Origin of the sequence: Allobosea psychrotolerans (assembly GCF_002917105.1) — a bacterium.
Taxonomy (GTDB): domain Bacteria; phylum Pseudomonadota; class Alphaproteobacteria; order Rhizobiales; family Beijerinckiaceae; genus Allobosea; species Allobosea psychrotolerans.
In genome coordinates, this window is sequence record NZ_PQFZ01000008.1 from 1 (window position 1) to 26,101 (window position 26,101).

Consider the following 26,101-nt stretch of genomic DNA (forward strand, 5'->3'; position numbering starts at 1 on the left):
GACGGCGCGACCGCCTCATCGGCCAGCTACGCCCCGGTGCCGCGCCCGGCCGCCAGGACAAGCGCTGCCCAGGCTCATGAACCGGCCTCCGAGCCCGCGCGCCTGCGCAAGCTCGCCGAAGCCGCCTTCGCGCAGACCAGGGCGGAGGCGCCAGCCAGATCCGCTCCGGCGAAGAAAGTCGTCAACAGTCGCGCCAGCGACGCGGGTTGGGAAGAGTTCTGACGGGGCCGAGCAGGGCTCGTCAGCGGCCCTCGGTTTCAGGAGCTGGCGCCGCCTATCGCCCCCGCTCCGGATCGTTCTCCAGCACGATCGGCTTGCCATGCGGCGTCGCCTCGGCGGCCCGCGCCCAGGAGGCGGCGAGCGCGTCGACACCGTCATGCGAAGCCAGGCCCTTTTCGATCAGCAGGTGTTCCAGCGCCTCGCACCAGCGCTCATAGTAATCCGAGCCGTCGCGGCAGCCGCCTTCCGCCACCGCCTCGGCGATTTCGGCGCCCAGCGCTTGAGCCCATTCCTCGGCCGTGAACACGCCCTTGTTCTGCAGCGCGACGACCAATGCGAAGGCCTGCGCCTGCCAGGGCTCGGCGAAGACCGGGCCGTCGGCATCGCGCGGGATCGGCGTATCGGCTGCCAGCGCCGTGGCGAGATCGGTGTCAGGCCGGTTCAAGATAGCTCTCCCAGGCTTCGATGCTGACGCGCGTGGTCGGGTCGGCGTCGCGGCCCCATAGCTCCGGCCCGGTGAAGACCACGGTGTAGAGCCATTGCGCCGTCTCGGGCTGGCCCTGCGCCCCGGTGTCGGGGAAGACATGGCAGCCGCTGACGCGCTCGATCACCCCCAGCTTGCCCCGGGCATAGCGCGGCAGGCGGGTATGGTGCTGCGGATGGATCACGATGGTGCGCACGCTGTCGCCGACGCTGAATTTCGCCGGCGCCTGCGCTGCGCGTTCATAGGGAAAACCGCGCCGCAGCACGGCCGCGACGTCCTCGCCCTTCAGCACGCGTTTGGGCGGCCTTGGCGGGGCTGACGGCTTGCCCTCGGTGAGCTCGTCCTGCGTGACGAAGCCATGCCGCAGCAGCAGGTTCTGCAAGCCTGCGAGCCAGATCTGGTAATAGGAGAAGGAGAGGTAGTCGGCCGGCGGAATGCTCTCGCGGGCATGCCGGCTCTCGTCGATGCTCCATTGCCCCATCGCGCCGGCGGCGACGTTGAGCGCCAGCACGCGCTTTTCCCAGTCGCCATGGAAGACCGGCTCGTTCGGCTCGGGCCGGACCGGGCCAAAGCCCATCTGGCCGCCGAGATCCTGCCCGCCATTCATGACCGGGCCTCCGTGGTGGCCAGCCCCGTGCCGATCATCGAATCGCGGCTGACGATGGCGGCAAGCTGCTCCTCCGACCAGCCCTCGGTGCCGGCCGGGCGCATCGGGATGACGATGAAGCGCGTCTCGGCGGTCGAATCCCAGACGCGGATGCTCTGGCCTTCCGGCAATGTGACGCCGAAATCGGCAAGCACGCCGCGCGGATCGATCACCGCCTTGGAGCGATAGGGCGGGGATTTGTACCAGACCGGCGGCAGGCCGAGCACCGGCCATGGATAGCAGGAGCACAGCGTGCAGACGATGAGGTTGTGTTCTTCGGGGGTGTTGAACACCGCGACGATGTGCTCGCCGCCACGCCCGCCATAGCCGAGCTCGGCGACAGCCGCTGAGCCGTCCGCCTTCAGCCTTGCGGCGAAGGCCGGGTCGCTCCACGCCCTGGCGACGACGCGGGCGCCGTTGCGCGGGCCGATCTTGGTCTCATAGGTGTCGATGATCGCGTCGAGCGCGGCCGGGTCGACATAGCCCTTGGCGACCATCAGCGTTTCCAGCGCCTTCACCCGCGCTTCGATCGGTGTGAAGTGGTTGTCGTGATCATGGTCGTGGTGGTGATGATGACCGCTCATCGTCTTCCTTCCTTCCAACCTGCCAAATTCTCAGCCCTCATCCTGAGGAGCGGCCGAAGGCTGCGTCTCGAAGGATGCTCCAGCTTCTGCAGGAGCCTCCTGGACCATCCTTCGAGACGCCGCTGCGCGGCTCCTCAGGATGAGGGCTGAAGATATCTCATGCGATCCGGATCCGCGCCGCCCGCTCGAATTTCACGGCGAAGGCGACAAGGGATTTGTCCGAGCCCTTCGGCCCGATCAGGGACAGGCCGAGCGGCGCGCCCTCGCGCTGCGCCACCGGCATCGTCACCTGCGGGAAACCCGACAAGCCGGCAAGGCAGAGCAGGCGCAGCGCCCGGTTGCGGAAATCGTCGAGCTCGGGCTCCTGCGCACTGACGAGCGGGGCGATGTCGGGCACGGTCGGCAGGATCAGCACGCCATCCCGCCCAAGCCAGCGCGCGAGCTTGGCGCGGAAGCTCTTCCGGGTGGTCTCGGCCTTGGCGTATTCGGCGTCCGTCACCGATTTCGAGAAGGCGAAGCGCTCGGCGACGCCTGGTCCGAGCGGCGGCGCGAAGCGCTCGATCATCGGCCCATCGGCAATCCAGGCCTCGCGGCCCTGCACCCAGCGGAAGGCCCAATAGAGCGCTTCGAGATCGCGCGCGACCCTGATGCTTTCGGGCTGGCCGAGCGCGGGTACGGCGCGCTGGACGACATTGCGCAGGAGGTTCTCGGCGTCCGGCACGGCCTGGGCGAACATGTCGTCAGCCAGCAGCATGCGCGGGATCTCGGGCAGGGCGATACGATCCTTGCCGAAGACGACCTCGGCGACGCGGGCGAAGGTTTCGCCGTCGCGGGCGAACCAGCCCGGCGTGTCCAGGCTCTCGGCGAGCGGCCAGGCGTGCTTGAGTGAGAGCCGGCCATGGCTCGGACGGATGCCGAAGAGGCCGCCATAGCTCGCCGGCGCGCGCACCGAGCCGCCGGTGTCGGAACAGATAGCGATATCGGCGAGGCGGCCCGCGACGGCGGCCATCGAGCCCGAGGACGAGCCTCCGGTGATGCGGTCAGGCGCGGACGGATTGATCGGTGCGCCGAAATGGGCGTTCTTGCCGTTGAGCGAAAAGGCGAGTTCATCGGTATGGGTCTTGCCGACGAAGCGCGCTCCGGCATCGAGCAGCGTCTTCACGATCGGCGCGGTCCTGGTCTTGATGCCGGATTGGGCCAGCACGGTCGGCGAGCCCGCCCCGGTCGGATAGCCCTTGACGTCGAACAGGTCTTTCACCGCCAGCGTCAGCCCGGCGAGCGGGCCGAAGGCGGCGTTCTTCACCGGCGCATCCGGATAGGGAACGAAGCAGCGGAAAGGATCTTCGGTAGGCATAGGCGTCAAAGTCCTCTTGCGTCGCCGTCTGAACGTGGATCGTGGGTGGCTTCGACATGGCCCTTGGGATGCTTCACCAGCATGCCGGCATGGCCGAACTGATCGGAATAGGCTTCGCTGTATTCCTCGACCGGATGGCCGGCGGCGGCCAGCCTGGCGAGCAGCATCGGGTCGAAGCGGCTCTCCAGCTTCAGCGAGAGCGAGCCCGCCCCCCAGCTCCGGCCGAAGAGCCATCGCGGCGCATCGACGGCCGCCGCCGGGTTCTGCCCGAAGCGGTAGCGCGTCAGGATCTGCGCCTGGAATTGCGGCTGGCCGTCACCGCCCATCGCGCCATAGGAGACGATGCGCCCGTCGGCAAAGCGCGCAAAGGCGGGGTTGAGCGTATGGAAGGGCTTGCGGCCGGGCGCGAGCGGGTTCAGCGCGCGCTTGTCGAGCGAGAAGGAGACGCCGCGATTCTGCCAGTTCACGCCGGTCCTGGGCAGGATGCAGCCCGAGCCGTATTCCCAGTAGATCGACTGGATATAGGACACCGCCATGCCCGACGCGTCGATCGCGCCCATCCAGACCGTGTCGCCATCACCGGTCCTGAACGGCCAGCTTGCCGCGCGCTTGCGGTCGATCGCGGCGGCCTCGCGGGCGAAGACGGCGTCGCTGAGAAGGCTCGCAGGATCGATCTGCAGATGGGCGGGATCGGTGACATAGCGGTCGCGGATGGCGAAGGCGCGCTTGGTCGCCTCGACCAGGCCGTGATGATGGTCGAAGCCTTCGGCCCGTTCGATGCCGAGCTTCTCGAAGATGCCGAGGATCAGGAGCGAGGCGAGCCCCTGCGTCGGCGGCGGAAAGTTGTAGACGGCCAGACCCGGCAATTGGATCGCGAGCGGCTGGACGAGGCGCGCCTTGAAGGCAGCCATGTCCTGGCGCGTCACAGGCGCGCCCATCGCCGCGAGGTCGGCACCGATCTCGCGGCCGATATCGCCGCGGTAGAAATCGTCGAGGCCGGCATCGGCGAGATGCTTGAAGGTGGCGCCGAGCGCCTCAGGCCTGCGGCGCGCGCCCGCCTTGGGCTGCTCGCCGCCCGGCCAGAAGAATTCGCTGAAGCCGGGCGCGAGCTTGGCCGCCTCGACCTGCTGGGGCCAGGTGCGCAGCTCCGAATCCGAGATCGCATAGCCCAGATCGCAATGGGCGATCGCATTACTGAGCAGGTCCTTGAGCGGCATCCTGCCGCCCAGGCTCCTGGAGAGCTCCAGAGCCGTCTGCCAGCCGCCGATCGCGCCGGCGACCGTCACGGCGGCGTCGGGTCCGCGCGCGGGGATCGTGTCATGGCCCATCTCGCGATAGCGCTCGATCGTCGCAAGCGCACCGGCCGGGCCGCAGGCTTCGATCGCATGAACCCGGCCCTTGCCGCCGGGCTCATGCACCAGCCAGAAGCCGTCACCGCCGATCGCGTTCATATGCGGGTAGACCACCGCGATCGTCGCGGCCATGGCGACCATCGCCTCGATCGCGTTGCCGCCCTCAGCCAGCACGGCCCGCCCGGCCTCGGAGGCGAGATGGTGGGGCGCGGCGGCGGCACTGGCACCAAAGACGGGCGTCTCGATCATCGGGGTCTTTTCAAGCTGGGCGGTCGGGACTATTTCGCCAAACGCAGAGCTTCTGCATTGTGACGGGGCGCGCGATTTTGTTGCATGCCGCCGCGGCCTCCGCTAGGCCGTGCCGTGCATGAGCGTTTGAGGAATGGGACCGATGGCCGTAAGGCGCACCAACTGGCGCACCCTGATCATGGTGATATCGCTGGGCATCCTGATCGCGGTCGAATTGTTCGGCGTCGCGCTCGCCTCGGGCTGGGCGCTCGCCGGCCTGCTCGATCTCGGCCATGTCGTCGGCTATGTCCTGATGGCGCTGTTCTCGGTCGTGGCCGGCTATGCCATGATCAATCTGATGCGCCGCGTGCTCAAGGTCGAGCATATGATCGGCGATAACTGAGGCAAGCGCTTCAACCGCAGGACCTCAGGACGACCGGGTCTGCTTCTTCAGGCAAATAGGCTCCCATCGGCCGGCAGGCGCCGGCGATGCAGACGCGCCAGTCAGCGGTGGCTCCCGAGCGCCGCATCACGACCTCCGGCAATGCGGGAAGCTTCGGCGTCCAGCGCCAGAAGCCGTCGACGAGCTTCGCGCCGTCGGGCGGGTCCATGCCGGCGCCCGAGCCCTGGATGCGCGCCTCGACAAGTCGCATGCCGTCCGGCCCGTTGCGCCAGAGTTCTTCCCACACGGTCTTCTGCACGGAATGCCGCCAACTTAGCGTGATCTCGTCGCTGCCGAGCGCAACGATGAGCGCGCCGGCGGCCAGGCAGAGGCTCACGCAGGCCTCTCGGTGAGCTGGTTGCGGACGAGCCACCAATGCCGCCCGACCATGGCGGCGGCGAGGACGTAGCCGAGCAGGTCGCTATAGGCGAACTCCCCCAGGATGAAGACCGAGGCGATGAAGGCCACGAGCCGCTCGATGAGGGTCAGCCGACCGAAAAGATAGCCGATGGCCACCATGCCGAAGAGAGCGATGGCGACGCTGGCCTTGATCGTGGCGTAGGCCACGGCCGGCCAGAAGCCGATCAGATTCGCCAGCGGGTCGCCGGGCTGAAGCATCAAGGCGGGCGAATAGACCGCGATGAAGGGGATGACATAGCCCGCCAGCGCGACGCGCATCGCCTCCCAGCCGATCTTGTCGGGGTTCTCCTTGGCGATCGGCGCGGCGGCCAATGCCGCCAGCGCCACGGGCGGCGAGAGATCGGCCATGATGCCGTAATAGAACGCGAACATATGGCTCACGATCAGCGGCACGCCGAGCTTTTCAAGGGCAGGGGCGGCCAGCGCCGCGACGATGATATAGGTCGGGATCGTCGGTATACCGGTGCCCAGCAGGATCGAGAGCACCATCGTCAGCACCAACGCCAGGAACAGGCTGGTCTGGCCGAGCCCGATGACCCAGGCGCCGAAGGTGGTGCCGATACCGGTCTGAGTCATCAAGCCGATGATGGTGCCGACGATGGCGCAGGCGATGCCGACGGGAAGCGCCGTCTTGGCGCTGTCGGCCAAAGCATTGCGGCAGGTCACCAATGTCGCCCGCCCGCCGATGGTCAAGGCGTTGATGGCGATCAGCAGGGCGATCAACCCGGCGACGATCCTGATATCCATGCCCTCGCGGAACAGGGCAGCCGCGATCAGGCCGAGCCCGACCCAGAAGATCACGCGCAGAGTCGTCGTCGCGAGCCCGAGCGCAATGCCGGCGCCCAGGATGAGCCCGACCGTGAGCGCAAGCCCGATCGTGCCGGCGAAGAGCGGCGTGAAGCCATGGAACAGCATGAAAACCAAGACGGCGAGCGGCAGGGCCAGGTACCAGCGCTCGCGCAGGGCTTTCAGCGGGCTCGGGAGCAAATGCCGCTCGACGCCTTTCAGGCCGTATTTGCCGGCTTCGAGATGCACCATCCAGAAGGCCGAGGCGAAATAGAGAATGGCGGGAATGGCGGCCGCCTTGACGATCGCCGAATATTCGACGCCCAGCGTCTCGGCCATGATGAAGGCGGCTGCGCCCATCACCGGCGGCATGATCTGCCCGCCCATCGACGCGGTGGCCTCGACGCCGGCTGCGAAGGCGCGGCGATAGCCGAACTTGATCATCAGGGGAATCGTGAACTGCCCGACCGTCACGACATTGGCGACGCCCGAGCCCGAGATAGTTCCCATCAACCCCGAAGAGAACACGGCGACCTTGGCCGGCCCGCCGCGCGCGCCGCCGAAGAGGCCAAGCGAGACGTCGTTGAAGAGATGGATCATCCCGGCCTTCTCGAGGAAGGAGCCGAAGACGATGAACAGGAAGATATAGGTCGCCGAGACATAGATCGGCACGCCGTAGAACCCCTCGGTACCGAAGGAGAGATGGCTGACGACCTGGTCGAAATCATAGCCGCGGTGATTGAAGGGGGCGGGCAGGTACTGCCCGAAGAACCAGTAGAGCAGGCAGACGCCGCACATGATCGGCAAGGCGTTGCCCATCAGTCGGCGCGCGGCTTCGAAGATGAGCACGATCAGCAGGGTGCCGGTGACGAGATCCATCGTCGTCGGGTCGCCGTCGCGCAGGATCAGATCCTGGTAGAAGACGAGCTGATAGAGCCCGAGCCAGAAGCCGAGCCCGCCCAGCGCCCAGCCGATCCAGCGCCCGGTTTGGGATTTCGCCTTGAAATTGGCGACGAGGCCGAAGGTCAGGAGCAGCAGGAAGCCGACATGGATGCCACGCACAGCCTGGCTCGGCAGGACATGCCAGGCCGAGATCGCGATCTGGAAACAGGCGAAAATCAAGGCGATCGCATAGGCGAACAGGCCCCAGCGTCCCGGGCCGAAGCCGGGTGGAAAGCCGTGCTCGAAATTGTCGAGCGCCGGGTTTTCGATCTCCACGGGCTGCGCGCCCGAGAGTTCGTGCAGCTGGTCGGTCTGGGCGGTCATTGCGGTGTCCTGCCGGTGTCATCCCGCACGCGCTGCGGCACGTCAGTGCTGCGGCGCAGATGCGGGACCGCATTCAGAAAAGAGGCGCCTCGTCGTCCTGCGGTCCCGTGTCTGCGCCGCAGCACTGACGTGCCGCAGCGCGCACGGGATGACGCGCTTTATGAACCGACCTTCAGACCTTTTTCCTTCAGATAGCGCGCCGCGCCGGGATGAAGCGGCACGGGCATGCCCTCCAGCGCGCTTTCGAGCTTGATCGATTTGCCGGCCGAATGTGCCGCGCCGATCTCGCCCAGATTCTCGAAGATGTTTTTCGTCATCTGGTAGACGGTCTCCTCCTTCACGCCTTCATGGGTAACGAGGTAGTTGACGACGGCGGCGGTGTTCACGTCGGCGGTCTGGCCGCCATAGGTGTTGGCGGGGATCGGCGCGCTGACGAAGGGCGGCCCTGCCTTGTCGATCACCGCCTTGGGCACTTCGACGACGATGATCTCGACGGAGGCCGCGAGGTCGCGGATCGAGGCGACGCCGAGCCCTGCCGATTGCAGCGTCGCGTCGAGCTGGCGATTCTTCATCAGCTCGACCGATTCGGCGAAGGGCAGATACTCGATCTTGCCGAGATCCTTGTAGGTGATGCCGGCAGCGGCGAGGATGGCGCGCGCATTCAGCTCGGTGCCGGATTTCGGCGCGCCGACGGAGAGGCGCTTGCCCTTGAGATCGGCCAGGGTCTTGATGCCGCTATCCTTCGAGGCGACGATCTGGACGTAGTTCGGGTAGATCGCGGTGATGCCGCGCAATTTCTTGAGCGGGGTCTTGAAGCCGGCTTCCTCATCGCCCTTCCAGGCGGCGTCGAGGGAATCGCCCAACGTGAAGGCGACTTCGCCGCGGCCCTGCTGCAGCAGGACGAGATTCTCGACCGAGGCCTTGGTGGCCTGCACGGTCGGGCGGACATTGGGGATCTTCTCGCCATAGATCTTCGAGAGTGCGACGCCCATCGGGTAATAGACGCCCGAGGTGCCGCCGGTCAGGATGTTGATGAAATCCTCGGCGCGGGCCGTTACCGGCGCGGCGGCGAGCAGAACAGCGGTGGCGAGGCCTGCAATCCTTCGGGCGCGAATGAAGCGGTTCATGTGTCCTCCCAGACGATTTCTTCCGGCCTTGCCGGCCGTGCTTAATCCTTTTGTAGGTCAGGCCGAACGCAAAAGGAAAGCCAAAGGACCACAGCGCCTTTCTACTTTTGTCGGTGGTGCGTGATGCTTTCGCCACTTTTGGCGTGCATTGAAACGGCCTCCCCCTTTCCGGCTGTCCGCTTCTCGCCAGTTGCGCCTCCTCGGTTGCTCTGGCCTGCGGGACAGGTTAGCCCGGACAGCCCATGCCATCGCACAGCCAACGAGCCTCGCCAGACATGCCGGACCGCTCTTCAGCAAGACCTTCCTTTGCGCCCGCCCTCGACCGCCGCACCTTGCTCGCTGGGGCGAGCGCAACCGCGACGCTGGCTGCGCTCGGCTTTTCGCCAGCCGCGCTGGCGCAGCAAGGCCTGAAGCTCGGCGTGGCGGAGGCGTTCGGCTTCGAGGGGCTGAAGGCGCGGGCGCGCGACCTGGCATCCCGGCCCTATCAGGCTCCGCCGTCGCCGCGAGCCGACGTGCTGGAGCGGATCGACTACGACGCGCATGGCAAGATCAAGTTCAAGCCGGAGATGGCGCTGTGGGCGAATGGCCCGTCGCCCTGGCCGGTGACCTTCTTCCATCTCGGCCGCTACTTCCAGAAGCCGGTGCGCATGCATGTCCTCGACGCCGGCCAGGCGCGCGAGATCGTCTATGACGAGAGCTATTTCGAGATGCCGGCCGATTCCCCGGCGCGCGAGTTGCCGACGGGGGCCGGCTTTGCCGGCTTCCGCTTCCAGGAAAGCCGCTCGGGCCATCCCGGCCGCAAGGGCGAAAAGCTCGACTGGCAGAAGAACGACTGGGTCGCCTTCCTCGGCGCATCCTATTTCCGCGCCATCGGCGAGCTCTACCAATACGGGCTCTCGGCACGCGGGCTTGCGATCGATCCTGCTGTTGCCGGCAAGCCGGAGGAGTTCCCCGACTTCACCCATATCTGGCTCGAGACGCCTCAGCCCGGCGCCGAATATGTCGTGGTCTATGCCCTGCTGTCGGGCCCCAGCGTTGCGGGCGCCTATCGCTTCCGCATGCATCGCGGCAAGGGCGTCACCATGGAGATCGAGAAAGCGCTCTATCTGCGCAAGGATATCGAACGCCTGTGCATTTCGCCGCTGACCTCGATGTACTGGTACTCCGAGACGGCTAAAGCGACCGCTGTCGACTGGCGGCCCGAAGTGCATGATTCCGACGGGCTCGCACTCTGGACGGGTGCGGGCGAACGCGCCTGGCGGCCGCTCAACAATCCCCACCGGACCACGGCTTCGGCCTTCATGGACGAGAATCCGCGCGGTTTCGGCCTGCTGCAGCGTGACCGCGAGGTCGGCCATTATCTCGACGGCGTGTTCTATGAGCGCCGGCCGAGCCTCTGGGTCGAGACGCAGGGCGATTGGGGCAAGGGCGCGGTCCAATTGATCGAAATCCCGACCGACGACGAGATCCACGACAACATCGTCGCCATGTGGGTGCCCTCCGCCCCGGCCAAGGCGGGCGCCTCCTTCGAGTTCCGCTACAAGCTGCACTGGCTTGCCGACGAGCCCTTTCCGCCGGCGCTCGGGCGGGTCGTGGCGACCCGGCTCGGCAATGGCGGCCAGCCCGGCACGGTCCGGCCCAAGGGCGTGCGCAAGTTCATGGTCGAGTTTCTGGGGCCGGCGCTGGAGACGATCCCCTTCGGCGTCAAGCCGGAGGTCGTGCTCTCGACCTCGCGCGGGACCTTCTCCTATGTCTTCGCGGAAGCCGTGCCCGACGATGTGCCGGGCCATTGGCGGGCGCAGTTCGACCTCACCGTCGAGGGCAATGAGCCGGTCGAGATGCGCTGCTTCATGCGCGGCGGCGACAAGGTGCTGACCGAGACCTGGCTCTACCAGTACCTGCCGTTCTGATGGCGGCGATCTAGCCTGACTTTGCCGTCATGGTCGGGCTTGTCCCGACCATCTACGTCATCGCTTTCGAGGGCGATGTTCAAGACACGGATTCTCTCCACAAGGGCAAGCATGATGGTGGACCAACGCGACCATCCGCAGACTCCGCTTGCTCGCCGCCGTTCGTAACATTATATCATTCCATATGAGCCAGTCGCATAGCCATGCCCGTCGCGCCGCCTCGGAGGATCCGGGCTGGTCGCTGCTGCGCCTGTCGGCTGCGGCCCGGCTTGGCCTGGCTGCCGCCGTGATCGTGCTGGTCTGGGCGGCGACGCTCGCCGTGATCCTTTGACGAAGGTGCGGTGATTCTTTGACAAAGGTGTTTGAGCCCGTGCCCGCCATCCGCTTGGACGATCTGACGCTCGGCTATGACCGCCATCCGGCGGTGCACCATCTCTGCGGCGAGATCGCCCAGGGCAGCCTGACGGCGATCGTGGGTCCCAATGGCGCCGGCAAGTCGACGCTGCTCAAGGGCATCGCCGGCGCGCTGGCGCCGCTCGATGGAGGGTTGACGCTGGCCAAGGGCAAGCGGCTTGCCTATCTGCCGCAATCGGCCGATCTCGATCGCTCCTTCCCGATCCATGTCTATGATCTCGTGGCGATGGGCCTGTGGGGCTCGGCGGGCATCTTCGGCCGCATCGGCTTTGGCGCGAAGGCCAGGATCGAGCAGGCGATCGCGGCCGTCGGCCTCACCGGCTTCGAGCGCCGGCCGATCAGCAATCTTTCCGGCGGGCAGATGCAGCGCGTGCTGTTCGCCAGGCTTTTGCTGCAGGATGCCGACATCATCCTGCTCGACGAGCCTTTCACCGCGATCGATGCGCGCACCACGTCGGATCTGCTCGCCCTGGTGCAGCGTTGGCATGGCGAGAGCCGCACCGTCGTCGCGGTGTTGCATGATATCGAGACGGTCCGCCGCGCCTTTCCGCAGACTCTGCTGCTGGCACGTGAGACGGTCGCCTGGGGCGCCACCGCCGAGGTGCTGACCCCCGCCAATCTGCTGAAGGCGCGCCAGATGGTCGAGGCCTTCGACAGCCATGCCGCCCCTTGCGAGCGCGACGCCGCCTGATCGGGCTTACCTGCCATGACGCAACTCTACGACCTTTTCATCGGCCCCTTCGCCGAATTCGACTTCATGCGCCGCGCGCTGGTCGGGATCTCTGCGCTCTCGGTCGCTGCCGCGCCGATCGGCGTCTTCCTGATGCTGCGGCGGATGAGCTTGACCGGCGACGCCATGGCGCATGCCATCCTGCCTGGGGCTGCGATCGGCTATCTCGTCGCCGGCTTCTCGCTCTCGGCCATGACGCTTGGCGGCCTCGTCGCGGGTTTTGCGGTCGCGCTGGCGGCCGGCGCGGTGGCGCGGGTGACGGTGATGAAGGAGGATGCGTCGCTTGCCGCCTTCTACCTGATTTCGCTCGCGCTCGGCGTCACCATCGTCTCGCTGCGCGGCTCGGCGATCGACCTCTTCCATGTCCTGTTCGGCAATGTGCTGGCGCTGGATGACGACGTGCTCGTCCTGCTGGCCAGCGTGACGACGCTGACGCTGCTGCTGCTGGCGGCGCTTTATCGCCCGCTGGTGATGGAATGCGTCGATCCCGGCTTCCTGCGCTCGGTCAGCCGCTCCGGCGGCTGGGTCCATCTGACCTTTCTCGCGCTCGTGGTGCTGAACCTCGTCGCCGGCTTCCATGCGCTGGGCACCTTGCTCGCGGTCGGGATGATGATGCTGCCGGCCGCCGCCGCACGGTTCTGGACCGCCGACATCACGCGCCTGATCCTGCTCGCCGCAGGTTTCGGCATGGCTTCCGGCTATGCCGGGCTCGTCGTCTCCTATGCGGCGGGCAGCAATCTCCCCGCCGGCCCCGCCATCATCCTTGCTGCCGGGACGCTCTATCTCGGCTCGCTCCTGATCGGCTCGCAGGGCGGCCTTGCGCGGCGGCTCTTGCCTCGACCCCATCTCCAGCGCTAGTAATGTTATAGTGTTTCAATTTGCCTGGAGAGAAGCCATGCCGAATCGTCGCGAACTCGTCGCGTGCCTTGCTGCCGGATTGATCCTCGCTGCCGCTCCACTGGCAGCGCGGGCGCAGGAGAAGCTCCCGGTCGTCGCGAGCTTCTCGATCCTGGGCGATTTCGTAAGGGAGATCGGGGCCGAACGCGTCTCGGTGACGACGCTGGTCGGGCCCAATGGCGATGCGCATGTCTATTCGCCGACGCCGGCCGACGCCAAGAGCATGGCCGGCGCCAAGCTGATCGTCGTCAACGGCTTCAAATTCGAGGGCTGGATGACGCGCCTGATCAAATCCTCGGCCGCGAAGGGCACGGTCGCGGTCGCGACCACGGGCATCACGCCGCAGGCGCTGCCCGCCGAGGAGGAGCCCGGCAAGAAGGACGCCCATGGTCACGACCACGCCGGCCGGGAGGACCCGCATGCCTGGCAGAACGTCGCCAATGCCAAGATCTACATCGCCAATATCCGCGACGCGCTGATCGCGGCCGACCCGGCGGGAAAAGCCGTCTATGAGGCCAATGCGACGGCCTATCTCGCCAAGCTCGATGCCCTCGACGGCGAGATCAAGGCGGCGGTGGCGCGCATTCCTGCCGACCGGCGCAGGGCGATCACCTCGCATGACGCCTTCGGCTATTTCATCAAGGCCTATGGCATCGACTTCATCGCGCCGCAGGGCGTCTCGACCGAGGCCGAGGCTTCGGCCAAGGATGTCGGGCGTATCATCCGGCAGGTCAAGGCCGAGAAGATTCCGGCGGTCTTTCTCGAGAACGTCACCAATCCGCGCCTGATCGAGCAGATCGCCAAAGAGAGCGGCGCCAGGATCGGCGGCCGGGTCTATTCGGATGCGCTTTCGGAAGCCTCGGGTCCGGCCGGGACTTACATCGCGATGATGAAACACAATATAAGCCAGTTCGAGAAGGCGCTCGGCGCCGGTCCGGCCTGAGCGTCGGTCCTCATCTCCAGCCCTCATCCCGGGGAGCCGCGAAGCGGCGTCTCGAAGGATGGTTCAAGGCGTGCTGGAGCATCCTTCGGGGTGCGACCCTTGCGGATCGCTCCCCGGGATGAGGGCTGAAGGTTTCCAGGGCCGGGGCGGATATCGAGTGCTCCGGCTTTGCCCGTTCAATAACCAGGTCGAACCCATGTCCGAGAAAATCCCCGTCACGGTGCTCACAGGCTATCTGGGCGCCGGCAAGACCACGCTCCTCAACCGCATCCTCACCGAGGATCACGGCAAGAAATTCGCCGTGATCGTCAACGAGTTCGGCGAGACCGGCATCGATGGCGACCTCGTCGTCGGCGCCGATGAGGAAGTTTTTGAGATGAACAATGGCTGCATCTGCTGCACCGTGCGCGGCGACCTGATCCGCATCCTCGACGGCCTGATGAAGCGCAAGGGCAAGTTCGATGCGATCATCGTCGAGACGACCGGCCTGGCCGATCCGGCTCCGGTGGCGCAGACCTTCTTCGTCGACCAGGATGTCGGCGATGCGACCAAACTCGACGCCGTCGTCACGGTGACGGACGCCAAATGGCTGACCGAGCGGCTGAAGGATGCGCCCGAGGCGAAGAACCAGATCGCCTTCGCCGACGTCATCATCCTCAACAAGGTCGATCTCGTCTCAGCCGAGGAACTGGCCGAGGTCGAGGCCGCGATCCGCGCCATCAACCCCTATGCCAAGCTGCACAAGACGACGCGCTGCCAGCTGCCGATCGATCAGTTGCTCGACCGCAACGCCTTCGATCTCGACCGCATCCTCGACATCGAGCCGGATTTTCTCGAATCCGGACACCATCATCATCATTCCGACGAGGTGCGTTCGATGTCGTTCACGATCCCCGGCGATGTCGACCCCGACAAGTTCATGCCCTGGATCAACGACATCAGCCAGGCGCAAGGGCCCAACATCTTGCGCTCCAAGGGCATTCTCGCCTTCAAGGACGAGCCGCGCCGCTTCGTTTTCCAGGGCGTCCACATGATCCTCGACGGTGATCTGCAGCGCGATTGGAAGGCGGATGAGACGCGCAATTCCCGCCTCGTCTTCATCGGCCGCGATCTCGACGAGAGCGAATTGCGCAAGGGATTTCTGGCCTGCGCGGCGTGATGCGATGTCATTCCGGGGCATCGCGCAGCGATGGACCCGGAACCCACGACCGGGCCAGTCCTTCTGCTGGTGGATAGCGTCGCACCTGATCGTGGGTTCCGGGTTCGGCCCTGCGGGCCGCCCCGGAATGACAGAGGTTTGCGAAACACTCTGCTGAAGCTAAAGCGTTGCTCATGGATACGATCACCAAACCCGTTTCGCTGCGCGAACATGTCGTCCCCGTCGAGGCCGGGGCGCATGTCGTCGCCGCCCATTGGCTCAAATCGACGCTGGCGCTGGCGCTTGCCGATGGGCGCGTGCTGCGCTGGCGCGATGGCGGGGCCGAGAGCGTCGAGCCCCATGCCGGCGGCATCCTCAGCGCCTGCTCGGATGGCGAGCGACTGATTACCGGCGGCGATGACGGGCGCGTGGTCGCGACCGGGGCCGAGGGCGAACCGACCGAGATCGCGCAAGATCCCAAGCGTCGCTGGATCGATGCGGTGACGCTCTCGGGCAGCGGCAGCCTTGCTTGGAACACCGGCAAGACCGTGCATTCCCGCGACGACAAGGGCCGGGTCAAGTCGCTCGATTTCGTCACGACGCCGCAAGGGCTGGTCTTTGCGCCGAAGGGCTACCGTCTCGCGGTCGCCCAGATGAACGGCGTCTCGCTGTGGTATCCCAACACCGAGGCCAAGCCGGAATTCCTGGAGTGGAAGGGCTCGCATCTCGATGTGGTCTGGTCGCCCGACGGCCGCTTCGTCGTCTCCTCGATGCAGGAGAACGCACTGCATGGCTGGCGGCTCGGCGACAAGCCGACGCATATGCGCATGACAGGCTACCCGGCCAAGCCGCGTTCGCTGTCCTGGTCGCATGATGGGCTCTGGCTCGCCTCGTCGGGCGCGGATGCCGCGATCGTCTGGCCGTTCCAGGGGGAGGGGCCGACCGGCAAGGCGCCACGCGAATGCGGCGCGCGCCACGCCAAGGTCACGCGCGTGGCCTTTCATCCCAAGGCTCTGGTGCTGGCCGTCGGCTATGACGACGGCTGTATCCTGATGATCCGCTTGACCGACGCCTCCGAGCTCCTTGTGCGGCCGGCGATCAAGGGCAGCGGCGTCACCGCTTTCGCCTGGGACAAGCTCGGCAAGCGCCTGGCCTTCGGGACCGAGGACGGTGTGGCCGGCGTGCTCACCTTGCCGGCCGGCTGAGGGCCCGGGATGCGCTTTGGCCTGTTCGGGAAAGGCGCTGCGGACAAGGTCGTGGCTTCCGAGGCCGCGACGCGGATCAAGGCGGATGTCCGCGACCTGCTCGGCCTGCCCGAGGACGCGGTGATCGCGGTCAATGAAATCCTCTGCGCCGACCCGGCCTGCCCGGGCACCGAGACGGTGATCCTGGTGATGAACCCCGGCGAGAAGACGAGAGCGTTCAAGCTGCAGAGCGCCATGGCCGAGGCGACCCGGGAGATGCTCGCCGCGGCCCTGGCCGGCTAAGGGGCGCCGCACCGCCGCGCCGGCGGACTGGCGCGCAGGCGCATGGCATGCGAGGCGAGGTGGTCTGTCTCCGCCTGGAATGCCGCCGATGAATCTCACACCTTCGATCCGCGAGATCGCCGATGCCGATATCGAGGCCGTGATCGCGCTCTGGCATGCGGCCGGTATCACCCGGCCCTGGAACGATCCGCAGCGCGACATCGTCTTCGCCCGCCGCGATGCGCATTCGACCGTCCTCGTGGCCGAGATCGAAGGCCGTATCGTCGCCAGCGTCATGGTCGGCGAGGACGGGCATCGCGGTTGGGTCTATTACGTCGCCGCCGATCCCGCGATGCAGGGCGCTGGTCTCGGCCGGGCGATGATGGCGGCCGCCGAAGCCTGGCTGGTCGGGCGTGGCGTCTGGAAGCTGCAATTGCTGGTTCGCGGCGACAACGACAAGGTCAAGCGCTTCTACGAGCATCTCGGCTATACCGACACGAAGTCGAGTTGCTTCCAGAAGGTGATCGCGCCCTGAGTCTCAGGCGTTCCGAAAACCGGCTTCCGCTGGCCGGGCCCTTGTTTCGGCGCTGACGCAGCCTGTCAGCAGAGCTGGCTGCGACGGCTCTACAGCGGGGCAAAACGCGGCTAGCCTCTGCGCATCATGGCCAGACGTCCGAAATCACCGCCCGTCCTCCCCGCCGCAGAGGCTCGCCGAATCTGGTTGCGCGCGCAGCGCCTCGACGAGCGCGAACCCTTCGGCGCGGGGCCGGAGGCGACGCGGGCCGCGGTGGCGCATCTCGGCTATGTCCAGATCGACACGATCAACGTGATCGAGCGCTGCCACCACCACATCCTCTACAGCCGTATTCCGGCCTATCGCCGCGCCGATCTCGCGCAGGCGCAATCGCTGGATAAGAGCGTCTTCGAATACTGGACGCATGCGCTCTCCTATGTCCCGACTGCGGATATCCGCTTCTTCCTCGGTGCGATGAAGGCCCATCGCGAGGAGCCCAAGCGCTGGTCGGCGGTCGGCTCGCCCGAGGAGGCGCGCAAGCTGCTCCGGCGCATCCGCAAGGAGGGCGCGCTCACCATCCGCGACATCGACACCGACGTGCTGGTCGAGAAAGCTCATCTCTGGGCGAGCAAGAAGCCGTCCAAGGGCCTGCTGGAGCGCGCCTTCTACGATGGCGAGCTCGTCATTTCGGCTCGCGCCGGCATGCTCAAGACCTATGAACTGATCGACCGGCATTTCGGCTGGGAGAAGAAGCCCGCGCCGGCGAGCGAGCGCCAGGTCGTCGCCTACAAACTCGACCGGGCGCTGCGGGCGCAGGGCGTGGTCAGCCTCGATTCGATCTGCCATCTCGATGCCCCCGCCAAAAAGGCCGTGGCCGAGCTGATCGCGGGACGGGTCAGGCGCAAGGAGCTCGTGCCGGTGCGGATCGAGGGCGCCGAGAAGGCACCGCATTGGGCGAGCCCCGAAGCTCTGGAGGCAGCCGCTCCCCCTGATGCCGGCCTCGTCCATATCCTCTCGCCTTTCGATCCCCTGATCATTCAGCGCAAGCGACTGAGCCTGTTCTTCGGCTACCAGCACCTGTTCGAGGCCTATTTGCCCCGGGAGAAGCGGGTCTATGGCTATTTCGCCCTGCCGGTCCTGCTCGGGGACCGGATCGTCGCGGTGCTCGACCTGAAGACCGACCGCGCAGCCGGCAAGCTCCTGATCCAGCAATGGAGCTGGCTTGCGGGGGAGGAGACGCCGGCCGCAAAGGCGGCGATCGAGGTTGAGCTGGCGCGCTTCGAGCGGTTCCAGCTCGCGCTCGGCAGCGAGAGCGAGCCAGCCTTCGCGGAGGTCCCGCCCGAGGAGGAGAGCCTCGTCGCGCTTCGCGCCTAGGGTGTCTCTGCCGCAAAAATGCCGGGTTCTTCCGCCGTCTTGCCGCATGCCGCACGGCAAGCGCAGGGAGCCGTCCGGTGAGATCGAGCCTTTTCGCGATCGTCTTCGTTGTCATCGTTGTCCTGGCCGCTCATGTGCGTGCCGAGCCCGCGGGACCCTGGCAGAACGCCGATCCGGCAAGCTCCGGCTGGTCTGCGGAAGGGTTGAAGGCCGCCCGGACCGAGTTCGAACGGCTCGGCCCGACCGCACTCATGATCGTGCGGGACGGCCGGGCCATCGCCAATTGGGGCGATACCGGCCGCAAAGTGAATATGCGCTCTGTCCGCAAGAGCATCCTCAGCACGCTCTACGGCGTTGCGGTTGCGGAGGGGCGGATCAACCTTGCCAGCACGCTGGCGCATCTGCGCATCGACGACAAGGCGCCTGGCCTGACGGATGCGGAGAAGCAGGCCACGATCCGCGACCTGCTCATGGCCCGTTCGGGCATCTACCACCTGGCCGCCTATGAAACGGCCGAGATGCGGGAGAAGCGGCCCGAGCGTGGCAGCCACGCCCCCGGCAGTTTCTGGTTCTACAACAACTGGGACTTCAACGCGCTCGGCACGATCTACCGGCAGGAGACGGGCGAGGATATTTTCCAAAGTTTTGACAGCCGCATCGCCAAGCCGATCGGCATGCAGGATTTCCAGCACCACGACGGCAGCTATGTCCTGGAGGGCGCGTCGATCCATCCAGCCTACCCGTTCAGCTTGAGCGCGCGCGACGCGGCGCGGTTCGGCCTGCTCATCCTCGATCGCGGCCGCTGGCAGGGGCGACAACTTGTCCCCTCCGCCTGGATCGAGGAGGCGACGCGCACCTATTCCCGAACTGACCGGAGCGGGCGTGGCTACGGCTATCTCTGGTGGACGTTGTCTCCGGAGGAGTGGGGCGCCGGCGCCGTCATCGCCTCGGGCTTTGGCGGGCAGATCATTGCGATCATCCCGTCGAAGCGGCTGGTGGTGGTCCAGACGGTCGATCTGCGGCAGAAGTCGAGAGGCTTGCGCTCGAGCAAGTTCCTGGCTCTTCTGCGATTGATTGCGAACGCGGCACCCTGAATGAGGTCGGCATGGGCGCTTGTGCGGGCGAGGGCGTTTGCGCGTGGTTTGCCTGCCTCGCTCCTGCTGCATCTGGTGCTGTTGTCGCTGCTCGGGCTTGCGGCCCTGCGTCCGAGGGAGGAGATCGTCCCGCACCCGGAAAGCAGCGTCGATGTCGAGCTGCTGAGCTCTCCGCAATTCGAGGCGATGATCCGGCCGAAGCCTGTCGAGGAAGCGCCGAAGCCGCAATCGCCGGCGCCGCCGCAAACGGCTCCGGAGAAGGTCGCGCCTGTGGTTCCGCCGGCGAGCGAGTCCCCGCTCGAACCCGGCGCCATGATCAAGGCCTCCCGGCTCATGGCGGCGGCTGCCCTCGCCAGCCCCCTCAGCCGGCAGGCGCGGGAAGCCCTTACCCATCTCGCCGAGGAGGAGCGCGTCGAGCAGCTTTGCGGGCTGGAGGCGATGAGCCAGATCCATGCCTGGAAGGCCGAATTCGAGCCTGACAGGCTGGTCGCCTATGCCATGGCCGGCACGAAGCTTTCCGGCCGTGAGCTACTCGCCGAAGGCGCGGCCTTCCGCAGCAGGCAGCGCTGGTACACTCTGCGCTTCAAATGCGGGTTCACGCCCGACCGCAAGCAGGTCGTGGCCTTCGAATTCCGCGTCGGCGATCCGGTGCCGCGTGCGCAGTGGGAGAGGCGCGGCCTGCCGGCGAGTCATTGAGGCGAATGGGCGGCCTCAAGCCCCGAGCAGGTCGATCAGATGCGGGATCAGGGGTTCGTCGGCCGGTGGCATCGCCAGCTGGCTGAGCTTGCCGGCGCGGACCCATTTCAGGGCCTGGCCCTCGCGCGAGATGGCGGTACCTTCCCAGCGCCGGCAGATATAGAGCGGCATCAGCAGGTGGAAGTCCGGATAGGCGTAGCTCGCAAAAGTCAGTGGCGCGAGGCAGGCCTCTTTCACGGTGATGCCGAGTTCTTCCGAGAGTTCGCGGATCAGTGCGGGTTCGGGCCGTTCGCCGGCCTCCAGCTTGCCGCCGGGGAACTCCCACAGGCCCGCCAGCGCCTTGCCCTCGGGGCGTTGCGCGACGAGGACGCGGTTGTCGGAATCGATCAGGGCGCAGGCGACGACGAGGAGGAGTTTCACGCGGTTGTCGGTGTCCGGAGAGGATGTGGTGGACGGGTCTGTCTCCTTACCCGTCACGCCCACGATGTCATAGGCTGCGCCGCCTTCGTGGACGAGCGACGTCTCGTCACCTCAGATCACCCGAGAACGAATTTCGCGCCCAGGGCTAGTTTCTCGAAGGCGGAGCGACTCAGGCCGAGGGTGGGGTGAGCGCTCGCTTCACTCAGGAGCGATAGTCGCCGTTGATCTCGACATAGGCCTTGGTCAGGTCGCAGGTCCAGACCGTGGACTTGCCCCGGCCCAGTCCGAGATCGGCGGTGATGACGATATGCTCGCCGGTCATGTAGGCGGAGACCGCCTGCTCGTCATAGGACGGGGCGCGCGCGCCCTGCCGGGCGACCATGATGTCGCCGAAGGAGATGTCGAGCTTGTCGCGGTCGGCGGGTTCGCCGGCCTTGCCGACGGCCATGACGATGCGGCCCCAATTGGCGTCCTCGCCGGCAATCGCGGTCTTGACCAAAGGCGAATTGGCGATCGAGAGCGCGACCCGCTTGGCCGAGCGCGCGGAGGTTGCTCCCGCGACGCGGATCTCGACGAATTTGCGGGCGCCCTCGCCGTCCTTGCAGACGAGATGGGCGAGCTCGAGCAGCAGCGAATTCAATGCGCGCTTGAAGCCGGAGAGGCGGGCATCGTTGACTTGGGTGATCGCAGGCACGCCGCGCTCGGCCGCCTTGCCCGTGGCGAACAGCATCAGCGTGTCGGAGGTCGAGGTGTCGCTGTCGACCGTGACCGCGTTGAACGAGCCCTTCACGCCCTTGGAGAGCAGCGCCTGCAGGACGGGTGCGGCTATGGGTGCGTCGGTGAAGACGAAGGAGAGCATCGTCGCCATGTCGGGCGCGATCATGCCGGCGCCCTTGGCGATGCCGGCCAGCACGACCTCCTTGCCGTCGATCTTGGCCTTGCGCGAGAGCGCCTTGGGGAAGGTGTCCGTGGTCATGATCGCCCGGGCGGCGTCGATCCAGGGGCCGTCCGCGGCGCGCCTGGCGCAGTCGCTCAGCACACCCTCGAATTTGGTCGCGTCGAGCGGCTCGCCGATCACGCCCGTGGAGGCGATGAAGACTTCCGAGGGCTTGCAGCCAGCTGCCTTGGCGGCGATTTCGGCGGTGAGCTTGACCGAGTCGCGGCCTTTGAGCCCGGTGAAGGCGTTGGCGTTGCCGGAGTTGACGACGATGGCGCGGGCCGAGCCTTGCGCCAGATTCTCGCGGCACCAGTCGACCGGGGCGGAGGGGCATTTCGAGCGGGTGAAGACGCCCGCGGCTTGCGTGCCCTGGTCGAGCAGCATCAGCACGACATCGGTGCGGCCCTTGTAGCGGATGCCCGCCTCGGCGGTCGCGAAGCGCACGCCCGGCACCGCCGGGACCTTGGGCTGGCGCTTGGGCGCGAGCGGGGAAACGGGGACATCCTTGCCAGCCATGAAAAGCACCTCCAGATCGAGAAAGCCCATGTGCCGCAGGCGGATGACGAAAACAAGAAGGGCGGCGCATGCGCCGCCCTTCTTCGTCTATGGGATGGTCGTGGCCGAAGCCTCTCAGGGCTTCTTCGGCTCGGCCGCAGGAGCAGGCGTGGCAGCGGCGGGCTGGTCCAGCCGCTCGACCTTGGCCTTCTCGCGCAGCGCCAGCACGATGTCCTGCTGGGCCTTGCGCTCGAGATACTGGTCGATCTGCGGCTTGACCGCGGCGAAGTCCGGCGTCGGCTTGGTGCGGCGGTCTTCGAGCTTGATGACATGCCAGCCGAACTGGCTCTTCACCGGGTCGGAGATCTGGCCCTTCTGGAGCTTGAAGGCGGCCTCGGCGAATTCCGGCACCATGCGCTCCTTGCTGAACCAGCCGAGATCGCCGCCTTCCTTGCCGGAGCCGGGATCCTTGGACAGCTCGGCTGCGACCTTGGCGAAATCCTCGCCCTTCTTGACGCGCTCGGCGGCCGTCTTGGCCTGGGTCTCGTCCTCGACCAGGATATGGCGCGCGTGGATCTCCTCCTCGGGCGGCAATGCCTTGACGGTGTCGTCGAACAGCTTCTTGGCGGCTTCGGGGGTCGCGGCCTTCTTGGCCTCGCGCTGGAGATATTCGTCGAGCAGCACCTTGTCGCGGTTATAGGCGAGGCGGGCGGCGAAATCGGGGCCTTCGGCGACCTTGGCGTCGGTCGCGGCCTTGGCGCCGAGCTTGAGGTCGACGAGATAATTCACCACCTCGTCGCGCTTGCGCGCCTCGGGAACCTGCGCGAGCCGCTCGCCGAGATCCTCCGTCGCCAGCGCGACGTCGCGCTCGGTGATGGCGATGCCGTTGACCTTGGCCACGATCTTGTCGGCCTGAGCCAGCGCGGCAGGTGTCGCGGCGAGCACGAAACCGAGAGATATCATGGCGAGACGTGACAGCGTCATCGGGTCAAACCTTCCGCAAGCAGCAAAAACCGGTCATTTGCGCTGCACTGCCAGTTGAACGCGGCAAAGGCAAGGCAGCTGCGTGGTTTAAAGCTTTCGCGGCGCGATGCTTTGCCGGCCTTTGCGCGGCCTGCGCAGTTCGATGGCGCGTCTCCCTTGGAACTGCGCGGCGAAAACCCCACATCGGTTGCGAATTCCGCCGCCGGCCAAGGCTTGCATTTGCTGCAAACAAGGCTCGCATTTGGTGCAAAGCGGTGCTGGACCCCGCCCCCGCACGCGTCTAAACACGCGGTCGAATTGAGAATTATCGGGCTTTCGCCCGCGCGCGGGTCACCGCGGACGCAAGGCGAAAGCTGCACTATCGAAAGGCCCAACAATGCTTGGCGCGCTTGCAAAGAAACTCTTCGGCTCGTCGAACGATCGGCGGGTCAAGGGCTATGGCCCTCGTGTCGCGGCGATCAACGCGCTCGAAAACGAGGTCGCTGCGCTCAGCGACGAGGCCCTGCAGGCGCGCACCGCCGAGTTCCGCCAGCAACTCGCCAATGGCGCCAAGCTCGACGATCTCCTGGTGCCGGCCTTCGCCACGGTGCGCGAGGCGGCCAAGCGCGTGCTTGGGCAGCGGCCCTATGACGTCCAGCTCATCGGCGGCATGGTGCTGCATGAGGGCGCCATCGCCGAGATGAAGACCGGCGAAGGCAAGACGCTGGTCGCGACCCTGCCGACCTATCTCAATGCGCTCGAAGGCAAGGGCGTGCATGTCGTCACGGTCAACGACTACCTTGCCCGCCGCGACGCGGAATGGATGGCCAAGCTCTACAATTTCCTTGGTCTGTCCGTCGGCATCATCGTCCACGGCATCGATGATGAAGAGCGCCAGCGCGCCTATGCCTGCGACATCACCTACGGCACCAACAACGAATTCGGCTTCGACTATCTGCGCGACAACATGAAATACGACGTCGCGCAGATGTCCCAGCGTGGCCACCATTTCGCGATCGTCGACGAGGTCGACTCGATCCTGGTCGACGAGGCGCGCACGCCGCTGATCATCTCCGGACCGCTCGACGACAAATCCGATCTCTATGTCGCGATCGACAAGATCCTGCCCGGGCTGGTGGCCGGGGATTTCGAGGTCGACGAGAAGCAGCGCGCCGTCTCGCTGACGGAAGCCGGCAACGAGCATATCGAGGAGCTGCTGCGCGCAGCCGACCTGCTGAAGGAGGGCGATCTCTACGACGCCCAGAACGTCACGCTGGTCCACCACGTCAACCAGGGCCTGCGCGCGCATTCGCTGTTCCAGCGCGACAAGGACTACATCGTCCGCAATGACGAGGTCGTCATCATCGACGAGTTCACCGGCCGCATGATGCCGGGCCGGCGCTATTCGGAAGGCCTGCACCAGGCGCTCGAAGCCAAGGAGCACGTCACCGTCCAGCCCGAGAACGCGACGCTGGCCTCGATCACCTTCCAGAACTATTTCCGGCTCTATTCCAAGCTCGCCGGCATGACCGGCACGGCCTCGACCGAGGCCGACGAGTTCTTCGAGATCTACAAGCTCGAAGTGGTCGAGATTCCGACCAATGTCCCGGTCGCCCGCAAGGACGAGGATGACGAGGTCTACCGCACCTTCGAGGAGAAGGTCCGCGGTGTCATCCGCGAGATCAAGGCGGCGCAGGAGAGCGGCCAGCCCATGCTGGTCGGCACGACCTCGATCGAGCGCTCGGAACTCGTCGCCGAGATGCTGGCGAAGGAAGGCTTCAAGCAGATCGATTTCAGCGACCCCAGCGGGCTGGAGCCGATCTACGCCGCGGCCCGCGCCGGCAAGCCCTCGAAGGCTTTCGCCGTGCTGAATGCCCGCTTCCACGAGCTGGAGGCCTATATCGTGGCGCAGGCCGGCGTGCCCGGCGCCATCACCATCGCCACCAACATGGCCGGCCGCGGCACCGATATCCAGCTCGGCGGCAATGCCGAGATGCGCATCAATCACGATCTCGCCGGCATGGCGGAGGGGCCGGAGCGGGAGGCCGAGGCGAACCGCATCCGCGCCGAGGTGATCGACTTCAAGCAGCGCGTAATCAAGGCGGGCGGGCTCTACATCGTCGGCACCGAGCGGCATGAGAGCCGTCGCATCGACAACCAGCTGCGTGGCCGCGCCGGTCGCCAGGGCGATCCGGGCCGGTCAAAGTTCTTCCTGTCGCTGCAGGACGACCTGATGCGCATCTTCGGCTCCGACCGGATGGACGGCATGCTGCAGAAGCTAGGCCTCAAGGAGGACGAGGCGATCGTCCATCCCTGGATCAACAAGGCGGTCGAGAAGGCCCAGGGCAAGGTCGAGGCGCGCAACTTCGACGTCCGCAAGAACATTCTGAAATACGACGACGTCATGAACTCCCAGCGCAAGGTCGTGTTCGAGCAGCGCCGCGACTTCATGCGCCAGCCGTCCGTGCGCGAAACCATCGACGACATGCGCCAGGGCGTCGCCGAGGATCTCGTCGCGCGTCATATCCCCGAGGAGGCCTATCCGGAGCAGTGGGATACCGCCGCGCTCAAGGAAGGCGTGATGCAATTCCTCAATCTCGATCTGCCGATCGAGGAGTGGGCGAAGGAAGAGGGCATCGCCGACACCGAATTGCGCGAGCGCATCCGCAAGATCGCCGACGAGGACTACGCGGCTCGCATCGAGCGCAACACCGACGAGGTGATGACCTATGTCGAGAAGCAGGTGCTGCTGCAGACGCTCGACCATCTCTGGCGCGAGCATCTCGTCACGCTCGACCACCTGCGCCAGGTCATCGGCTGGCGCGGCTATGCCCAGCGCGATCCGCTGAACGAGTACAAGCAGGAGGCCTTCGAGCTGTACGACTCGCTGACCGACCGCCTGCGCGAACAGGTCACCGGCAATCTGATGCGCATCGAGGTGCGGTTCGATGCGCCCGAGGAGCCGGGCAGCCTGCCGCCGCAGGATGAAGCCGGCTCCGGCTTCGGCGGCGGCGATTACGGCAGCACGGGCCTGCAATATGCGGCGATCGAGGGCGACATGGCCGTGCTCGACCGCAACCCGGCCGACCCCGCAAGCTGGGGCAAGGTTGGCCGCAACGAGGCCTGCCCCTGCGGCTCCGGCAAGAAGTACAAGCACTGCCACGGCCAGTTCGTCTGAGGCGGTAAAGGCAGCGTTTCCGGA

Annotated in this window: 26 protein-coding genes; 15 read left to right on the forward strand and 11 right to left on the reverse strand. The window is 66.3% G+C overall.

Annotation, left to right across the window (positions count from 1 at the left end; genetic code table 11):
• A partial coding sequence (locus CYD53_RS30310; RefSeq protein ID WP_210202346.1) for a hypothetical protein occupies window positions 1–222 on the forward strand: 222 nt, incomplete at its 5' end.
• Between the two features lie 52 nt (window positions 223–274).
• On the opposite strand, the gene CYD53_RS14800 is transcribed toward CYD53_RS30310, so the two are convergent.
• The 5 genes from CYD53_RS14800 to CYD53_RS14820 all read right to left on the reverse strand — a co-directional run bounded on the left by CYD53_RS14800 (window position 275) and on the right by CYD53_RS14820 (window position 4,888).
• Window positions 275–664 (reverse strand): nitrile hydratase accessory protein, encoded by a 390-nt coding sequence (locus CYD53_RS14800; RefSeq protein ID WP_245928248.1) that lies wholly within the window; start codon window positions 662–664, stop codon window positions 275–277.
• The gene (nthB, locus tag CYD53_RS14805; protein WP_103718874.1) at window positions 651–1,310 is read right to left on the reverse strand and encodes a nitrile hydratase subunit beta; all 660 of its coding nucleotides are present in this window, start codon (window positions 1,308–1,310) and stop codon (window positions 651–653) included. The genes CYD53_RS14800 and nthB overlap by 14 nt, the downstream gene beginning before the upstream one ends.
• Window positions 1,307–1,933, reverse strand: coding sequence for a nitrile hydratase subunit alpha (gene nthA, locus CYD53_RS14810; RefSeq protein WP_103718875.1), 627 nt, complete (start codon window positions 1,931–1,933; stop codon window positions 1,307–1,309). The genes nthB and nthA overlap by 4 nt, the downstream gene beginning before the upstream one ends.
• 157 nt (window positions 1,934–2,090) lie before the next feature.
• Entirely contained in the window at window positions 2,091–3,287 is a 1,197-nt protein-coding gene (locus CYD53_RS14815) for an amidase (RefSeq protein WP_103718876.1), read from the reverse strand.
• Between the two features lie 5 nt (window positions 3,288–3,292).
• A complete protein-coding gene (locus CYD53_RS14820) occupies window positions 3,293–4,888 on the reverse strand; it encodes a gamma-glutamyltransferase family protein (RefSeq protein ID WP_103718877.1) in 1,596 nt (531 codons plus the stop codon).
• 142 nt (window positions 4,889–5,030) lie between these two features.
• Between CYD53_RS14820 and CYD53_RS14825 the strand changes: the two genes are divergently transcribed.
• A complete protein-coding gene (locus CYD53_RS14825; RefSeq protein ID WP_092175382.1) occupies window positions 5,031–5,270 on the forward strand; it encodes a hypothetical protein in 240 nt (79 codons plus the stop codon).
• A 10-nt stretch (window positions 5,271–5,280) separates the two neighbouring features.
• On the opposite strand, the gene CYD53_RS14830 is transcribed toward CYD53_RS14825, so the two are convergent.
• The 3 genes from CYD53_RS14830 to CYD53_RS14840 all read right to left on the reverse strand — a co-directional run bounded on the left by CYD53_RS14830 (window position 5,281) and on the right by CYD53_RS14840 (window position 8,908).
• On the reverse strand, window positions 5,281–5,646 hold the full coding sequence (locus tag CYD53_RS14830) for a DUF1850 domain-containing protein (RefSeq protein WP_103718878.1): 366 nt from the start codon (window positions 5,644–5,646) through the stop codon (window positions 5,281–5,283).
• Complete coding sequence (locus CYD53_RS14835) at window positions 5,643–7,781, reverse strand: TRAP transporter permease (RefSeq protein ID WP_103718879.1); 2,139 nt, start codon at window positions 7,779–7,781, stop codon at window positions 5,643–5,645. The genes CYD53_RS14830 and CYD53_RS14835 overlap by 4 nt, the downstream gene beginning before the upstream one ends.
• Window positions 7,782–7,939: 158 nt before the next feature.
• Entirely contained in the window at window positions 7,940–8,908 is a 969-nt protein-coding gene (locus CYD53_RS14840; RefSeq protein WP_103718880.1) for a TAXI family TRAP transporter solute-binding subunit, read from the reverse strand.
• Window positions 8,909–9,183: 275 nt separating this feature from the next.
• Between CYD53_RS14840 and CYD53_RS14845 the strand changes: the two genes are divergently transcribed.
• The 12 genes from CYD53_RS14845 (at window position 9,184) to CYD53_RS30730 (ending at window position 20,084) form a co-directional block, all read left to right on the forward strand.
• Window positions 9,184–10,818 carry an OpgD/OpgG family glucan biosynthesis protein gene (locus tag CYD53_RS14845; protein WP_103718881.1) on the forward strand — a complete coding sequence of 545 codons (1,635 nt, stop codon included), beginning with the start codon at window positions 9,184–9,186 and terminating at the stop codon, window positions 10,816–10,818.
• A 184-nt stretch (window positions 10,819–11,002) separates the two neighbouring features.
• On the forward strand, window positions 11,003–11,149 hold the full coding sequence (locus tag CYD53_RS30315) for a hypothetical protein (RefSeq protein WP_181011875.1): 147 nt from the start codon (window positions 11,003–11,005) through the stop codon (window positions 11,147–11,149).
• Window positions 11,150–11,188: 39 nt separating this feature from the next.
• On the forward strand, window positions 11,189–11,923 hold the full coding sequence (gene aztA, locus CYD53_RS14850; RefSeq protein ID WP_069693271.1) for a zinc ABC transporter ATP-binding protein AztA: 735 nt from the start codon (window positions 11,189–11,191) through the stop codon (window positions 11,921–11,923).
• Window positions 11,924–11,938: 15 nt separating this feature from the next.
• Window positions 11,939–12,820: a metal ABC transporter permease gene (locus CYD53_RS14855; RefSeq protein ID WP_103718882.1), complete on the forward strand. Its 882-nt coding sequence runs from the start codon at window positions 11,939–11,941 to the stop codon at window positions 12,818–12,820.
• A gap of 37 nt (window positions 12,821–12,857) precedes the next feature.
• Entirely contained in the window at window positions 12,858–13,802 is a 945-nt protein-coding gene (locus CYD53_RS14860; RefSeq protein WP_103718883.1) for a metal ABC transporter substrate-binding protein, read from the forward strand.
• A 196-nt stretch (window positions 13,803–13,998) separates the two neighbouring features.
• On the forward strand, window positions 13,999–14,961 hold the full coding sequence (locus CYD53_RS14865; RefSeq protein ID WP_103718884.1) for a CobW family GTP-binding protein: 963 nt from the start codon (window positions 13,999–14,001) through the stop codon (window positions 14,959–14,961).
• 173 nt (window positions 14,962–15,134) lie between these two features.
• On the forward strand, window positions 15,135–16,145 hold the full coding sequence (locus tag CYD53_RS14870) for a WD40 repeat domain-containing protein (protein ID WP_103718885.1): 1,011 nt from the start codon (window positions 15,135–15,137) through the stop codon (window positions 16,143–16,145).
• Between the two features lie 9 nt (window positions 16,146–16,154).
• A complete protein-coding gene (locus CYD53_RS14875; protein ID WP_103718886.1) occupies window positions 16,155–16,427 on the forward strand; it encodes a hypothetical protein in 273 nt (90 codons plus the stop codon).
• 88 nt (window positions 16,428–16,515) lie between these two features.
• Window positions 16,516–16,941, forward strand: coding sequence for a GNAT family acetyltransferase (locus tag CYD53_RS14880; protein ID WP_103719068.1), 426 nt, complete (start codon window positions 16,516–16,518; stop codon window positions 16,939–16,941).
• Window positions 16,942–17,067: 126 nt separating this feature from the next.
• Window positions 17,068–18,294, forward strand: a complete 1,227-nt coding sequence (locus tag CYD53_RS14885) for a winged helix-turn-helix domain-containing protein (RefSeq protein WP_103718887.1) — start codon at window positions 17,068–17,070, stop codon at window positions 18,292–18,294.
• Between the two features lie 77 nt (window positions 18,295–18,371).
• Window positions 18,372–19,388 (forward strand): serine hydrolase domain-containing protein, encoded by a 1,017-nt coding sequence (locus CYD53_RS14890; RefSeq protein ID WP_103718888.1) that lies wholly within the window; start codon window positions 18,372–18,374, stop codon window positions 19,386–19,388.
• Window positions 19,389–19,436: 48 nt separating this feature from the next.
• On the forward strand, window positions 19,437–20,084 hold the full coding sequence (locus CYD53_RS30730) for a DUF930 domain-containing protein (RefSeq protein ID WP_245928249.1): 648 nt from the start codon (window positions 19,437–19,439) through the stop codon (window positions 20,082–20,084).
• Between the two features lie 15 nt (window positions 20,085–20,099).
• On the opposite strand, the gene mutT is transcribed toward CYD53_RS30730, so the two are convergent.
• The 3 genes from mutT to CYD53_RS14910 form a co-directional block, all read right to left on the reverse strand.
• Entirely contained in the window at window positions 20,100–20,504 is a 405-nt protein-coding gene (mutT, locus tag CYD53_RS14900; RefSeq protein WP_103718889.1) for an 8-oxo-dGTP diphosphatase MutT, read from the reverse strand.
• A gap of 202 nt (window positions 20,505–20,706) precedes the next feature.
• Complete coding sequence (gene argJ, locus CYD53_RS14905; RefSeq protein WP_103719070.1) at window positions 20,707–21,957, reverse strand: bifunctional glutamate N-acetyltransferase/amino-acid acetyltransferase ArgJ; 1,251 nt, start codon at window positions 21,955–21,957, stop codon at window positions 20,707–20,709.
• A gap of 114 nt (window positions 21,958–22,071) precedes the next feature.
• On the reverse strand, window positions 22,072–22,920 hold the full coding sequence (locus CYD53_RS14910) for a peptidylprolyl isomerase (protein ID WP_103718890.1): 849 nt from the start codon (window positions 22,918–22,920) through the stop codon (window positions 22,072–22,074).
• Between the two features lie 376 nt (window positions 22,921–23,296).
• Here CYD53_RS14910 and secA point away from each other — a divergent pair, with 376 nt between their 5' ends.
• A complete protein-coding gene (gene secA, locus CYD53_RS14915) occupies window positions 23,297–26,077 on the forward strand; it encodes a preprotein translocase subunit SecA (protein ID WP_103718891.1) in 2,781 nt (926 codons plus the stop codon).
• Window positions 26,078–26,101 lie beyond the last annotated feature (24 nt).

What these genes read in the sequence shown, in the direction of transcription:
- CYD53_RS14870 (WP_103718885.1), top strand. Translation starts at nt 15,135, where the DNA reads ATGGATACGATCACCAAACCCGTTTCGCTGCGCGAACATGTCGTCCCC.
- CYD53_RS14885 (WP_103718887.1), top strand. Translation starts at nt 17,068, where the DNA reads ATGGCCAGACGTCCGAAATCACCGCCCGTCCTCCCCGCCGCAGAGGCT.
- nthA (WP_103718875.1), bottom strand. Translation starts at nt 1,933, where the DNA reads ATGAGCGGTCATCATCACCACCACGACCATGATCACGACAACCACTTC.
- CYD53_RS14880 (WP_103719068.1), top strand. Translation starts at nt 16,516, where the DNA reads ATGAATCTCACACCTTCGATCCGCGAGATCGCCGATGCCGATATCGAG.
- CYD53_RS14835 (WP_103718879.1), bottom strand. Translation starts at nt 7,781, where the DNA reads ATGACCGCCCAGACCGACCAGCTGCACGAACTCTCGGGCGCGCAGCCC.
- CYD53_RS30315 (WP_181011875.1), top strand. Translation starts at nt 11,003, where the DNA reads ATGAGCCAGTCGCATAGCCATGCCCGTCGCGCCGCCTCGGAGGATCCG.
- CYD53_RS14875 (WP_103718886.1), top strand. Translation starts at nt 16,155, where the DNA reads ATGCGCTTTGGCCTGTTCGGGAAAGGCGCTGCGGACAAGGTCGTGGCT.
- CYD53_RS14910 (WP_103718890.1), bottom strand. Translation starts at nt 22,920, where the DNA reads ATGACGCTGTCACGTCTCGCCATGATATCTCTCGGTTTCGTGCTCGCC.
- CYD53_RS14860 (WP_103718883.1), top strand. Translation starts at nt 12,858, where the DNA reads ATGCCGAATCGTCGCGAACTCGTCGCGTGCCTTGCTGCCGGATTGATC.
- CYD53_RS14855 (WP_103718882.1), top strand. Translation starts at nt 11,939, where the DNA reads ATGACGCAACTCTACGACCTTTTCATCGGCCCCTTCGCCGAATTCGAC.
- CYD53_RS14845 (WP_103718881.1), top strand. Translation starts at nt 9,184, where the DNA reads ATGCCGGACCGCTCTTCAGCAAGACCTTCCTTTGCGCCCGCCCTCGAC.
- CYD53_RS14865 (WP_103718884.1), top strand. Translation starts at nt 13,999, where the DNA reads ATGTCCGAGAAAATCCCCGTCACGGTGCTCACAGGCTATCTGGGCGCC.
- CYD53_RS14825 (WP_092175382.1), top strand. Translation starts at nt 5,031, where the DNA reads ATGGCCGTAAGGCGCACCAACTGGCGCACCCTGATCATGGTGATATCG.
- argJ (WP_103719070.1), bottom strand. Translation starts at nt 21,957, where the DNA reads ATGGCTGGCAAGGATGTCCCCGTTTCCCCGCTCGCGCCCAAGCGCCAG.
- secA (WP_103718891.1), top strand. Translation starts at nt 23,297, where the DNA reads ATGCTTGGCGCGCTTGCAAAGAAACTCTTCGGCTCGTCGAACGATCGG.
- CYD53_RS14815 (WP_103718876.1), bottom strand. Translation starts at nt 3,287, where the DNA reads ATGCCTACCGAAGATCCTTTCCGCTGCTTCGTTCCCTATCCGGATGCG.
- CYD53_RS14840 (WP_103718880.1), bottom strand. Translation starts at nt 8,908, where the DNA reads ATGAACCGCTTCATTCGCGCCCGAAGGATTGCAGGCCTCGCCACCGCT.
- CYD53_RS14820 (WP_103718877.1), bottom strand. Translation starts at nt 4,888, where the DNA reads ATGATCGAGACGCCCGTCTTTGGTGCCAGTGCCGCCGCCGCGCCCCAC.
- nthB (WP_103718874.1), bottom strand. Translation starts at nt 1,310, where the DNA reads ATGAATGGCGGGCAGGATCTCGGCGGCCAGATGGGCTTTGGCCCGGTC.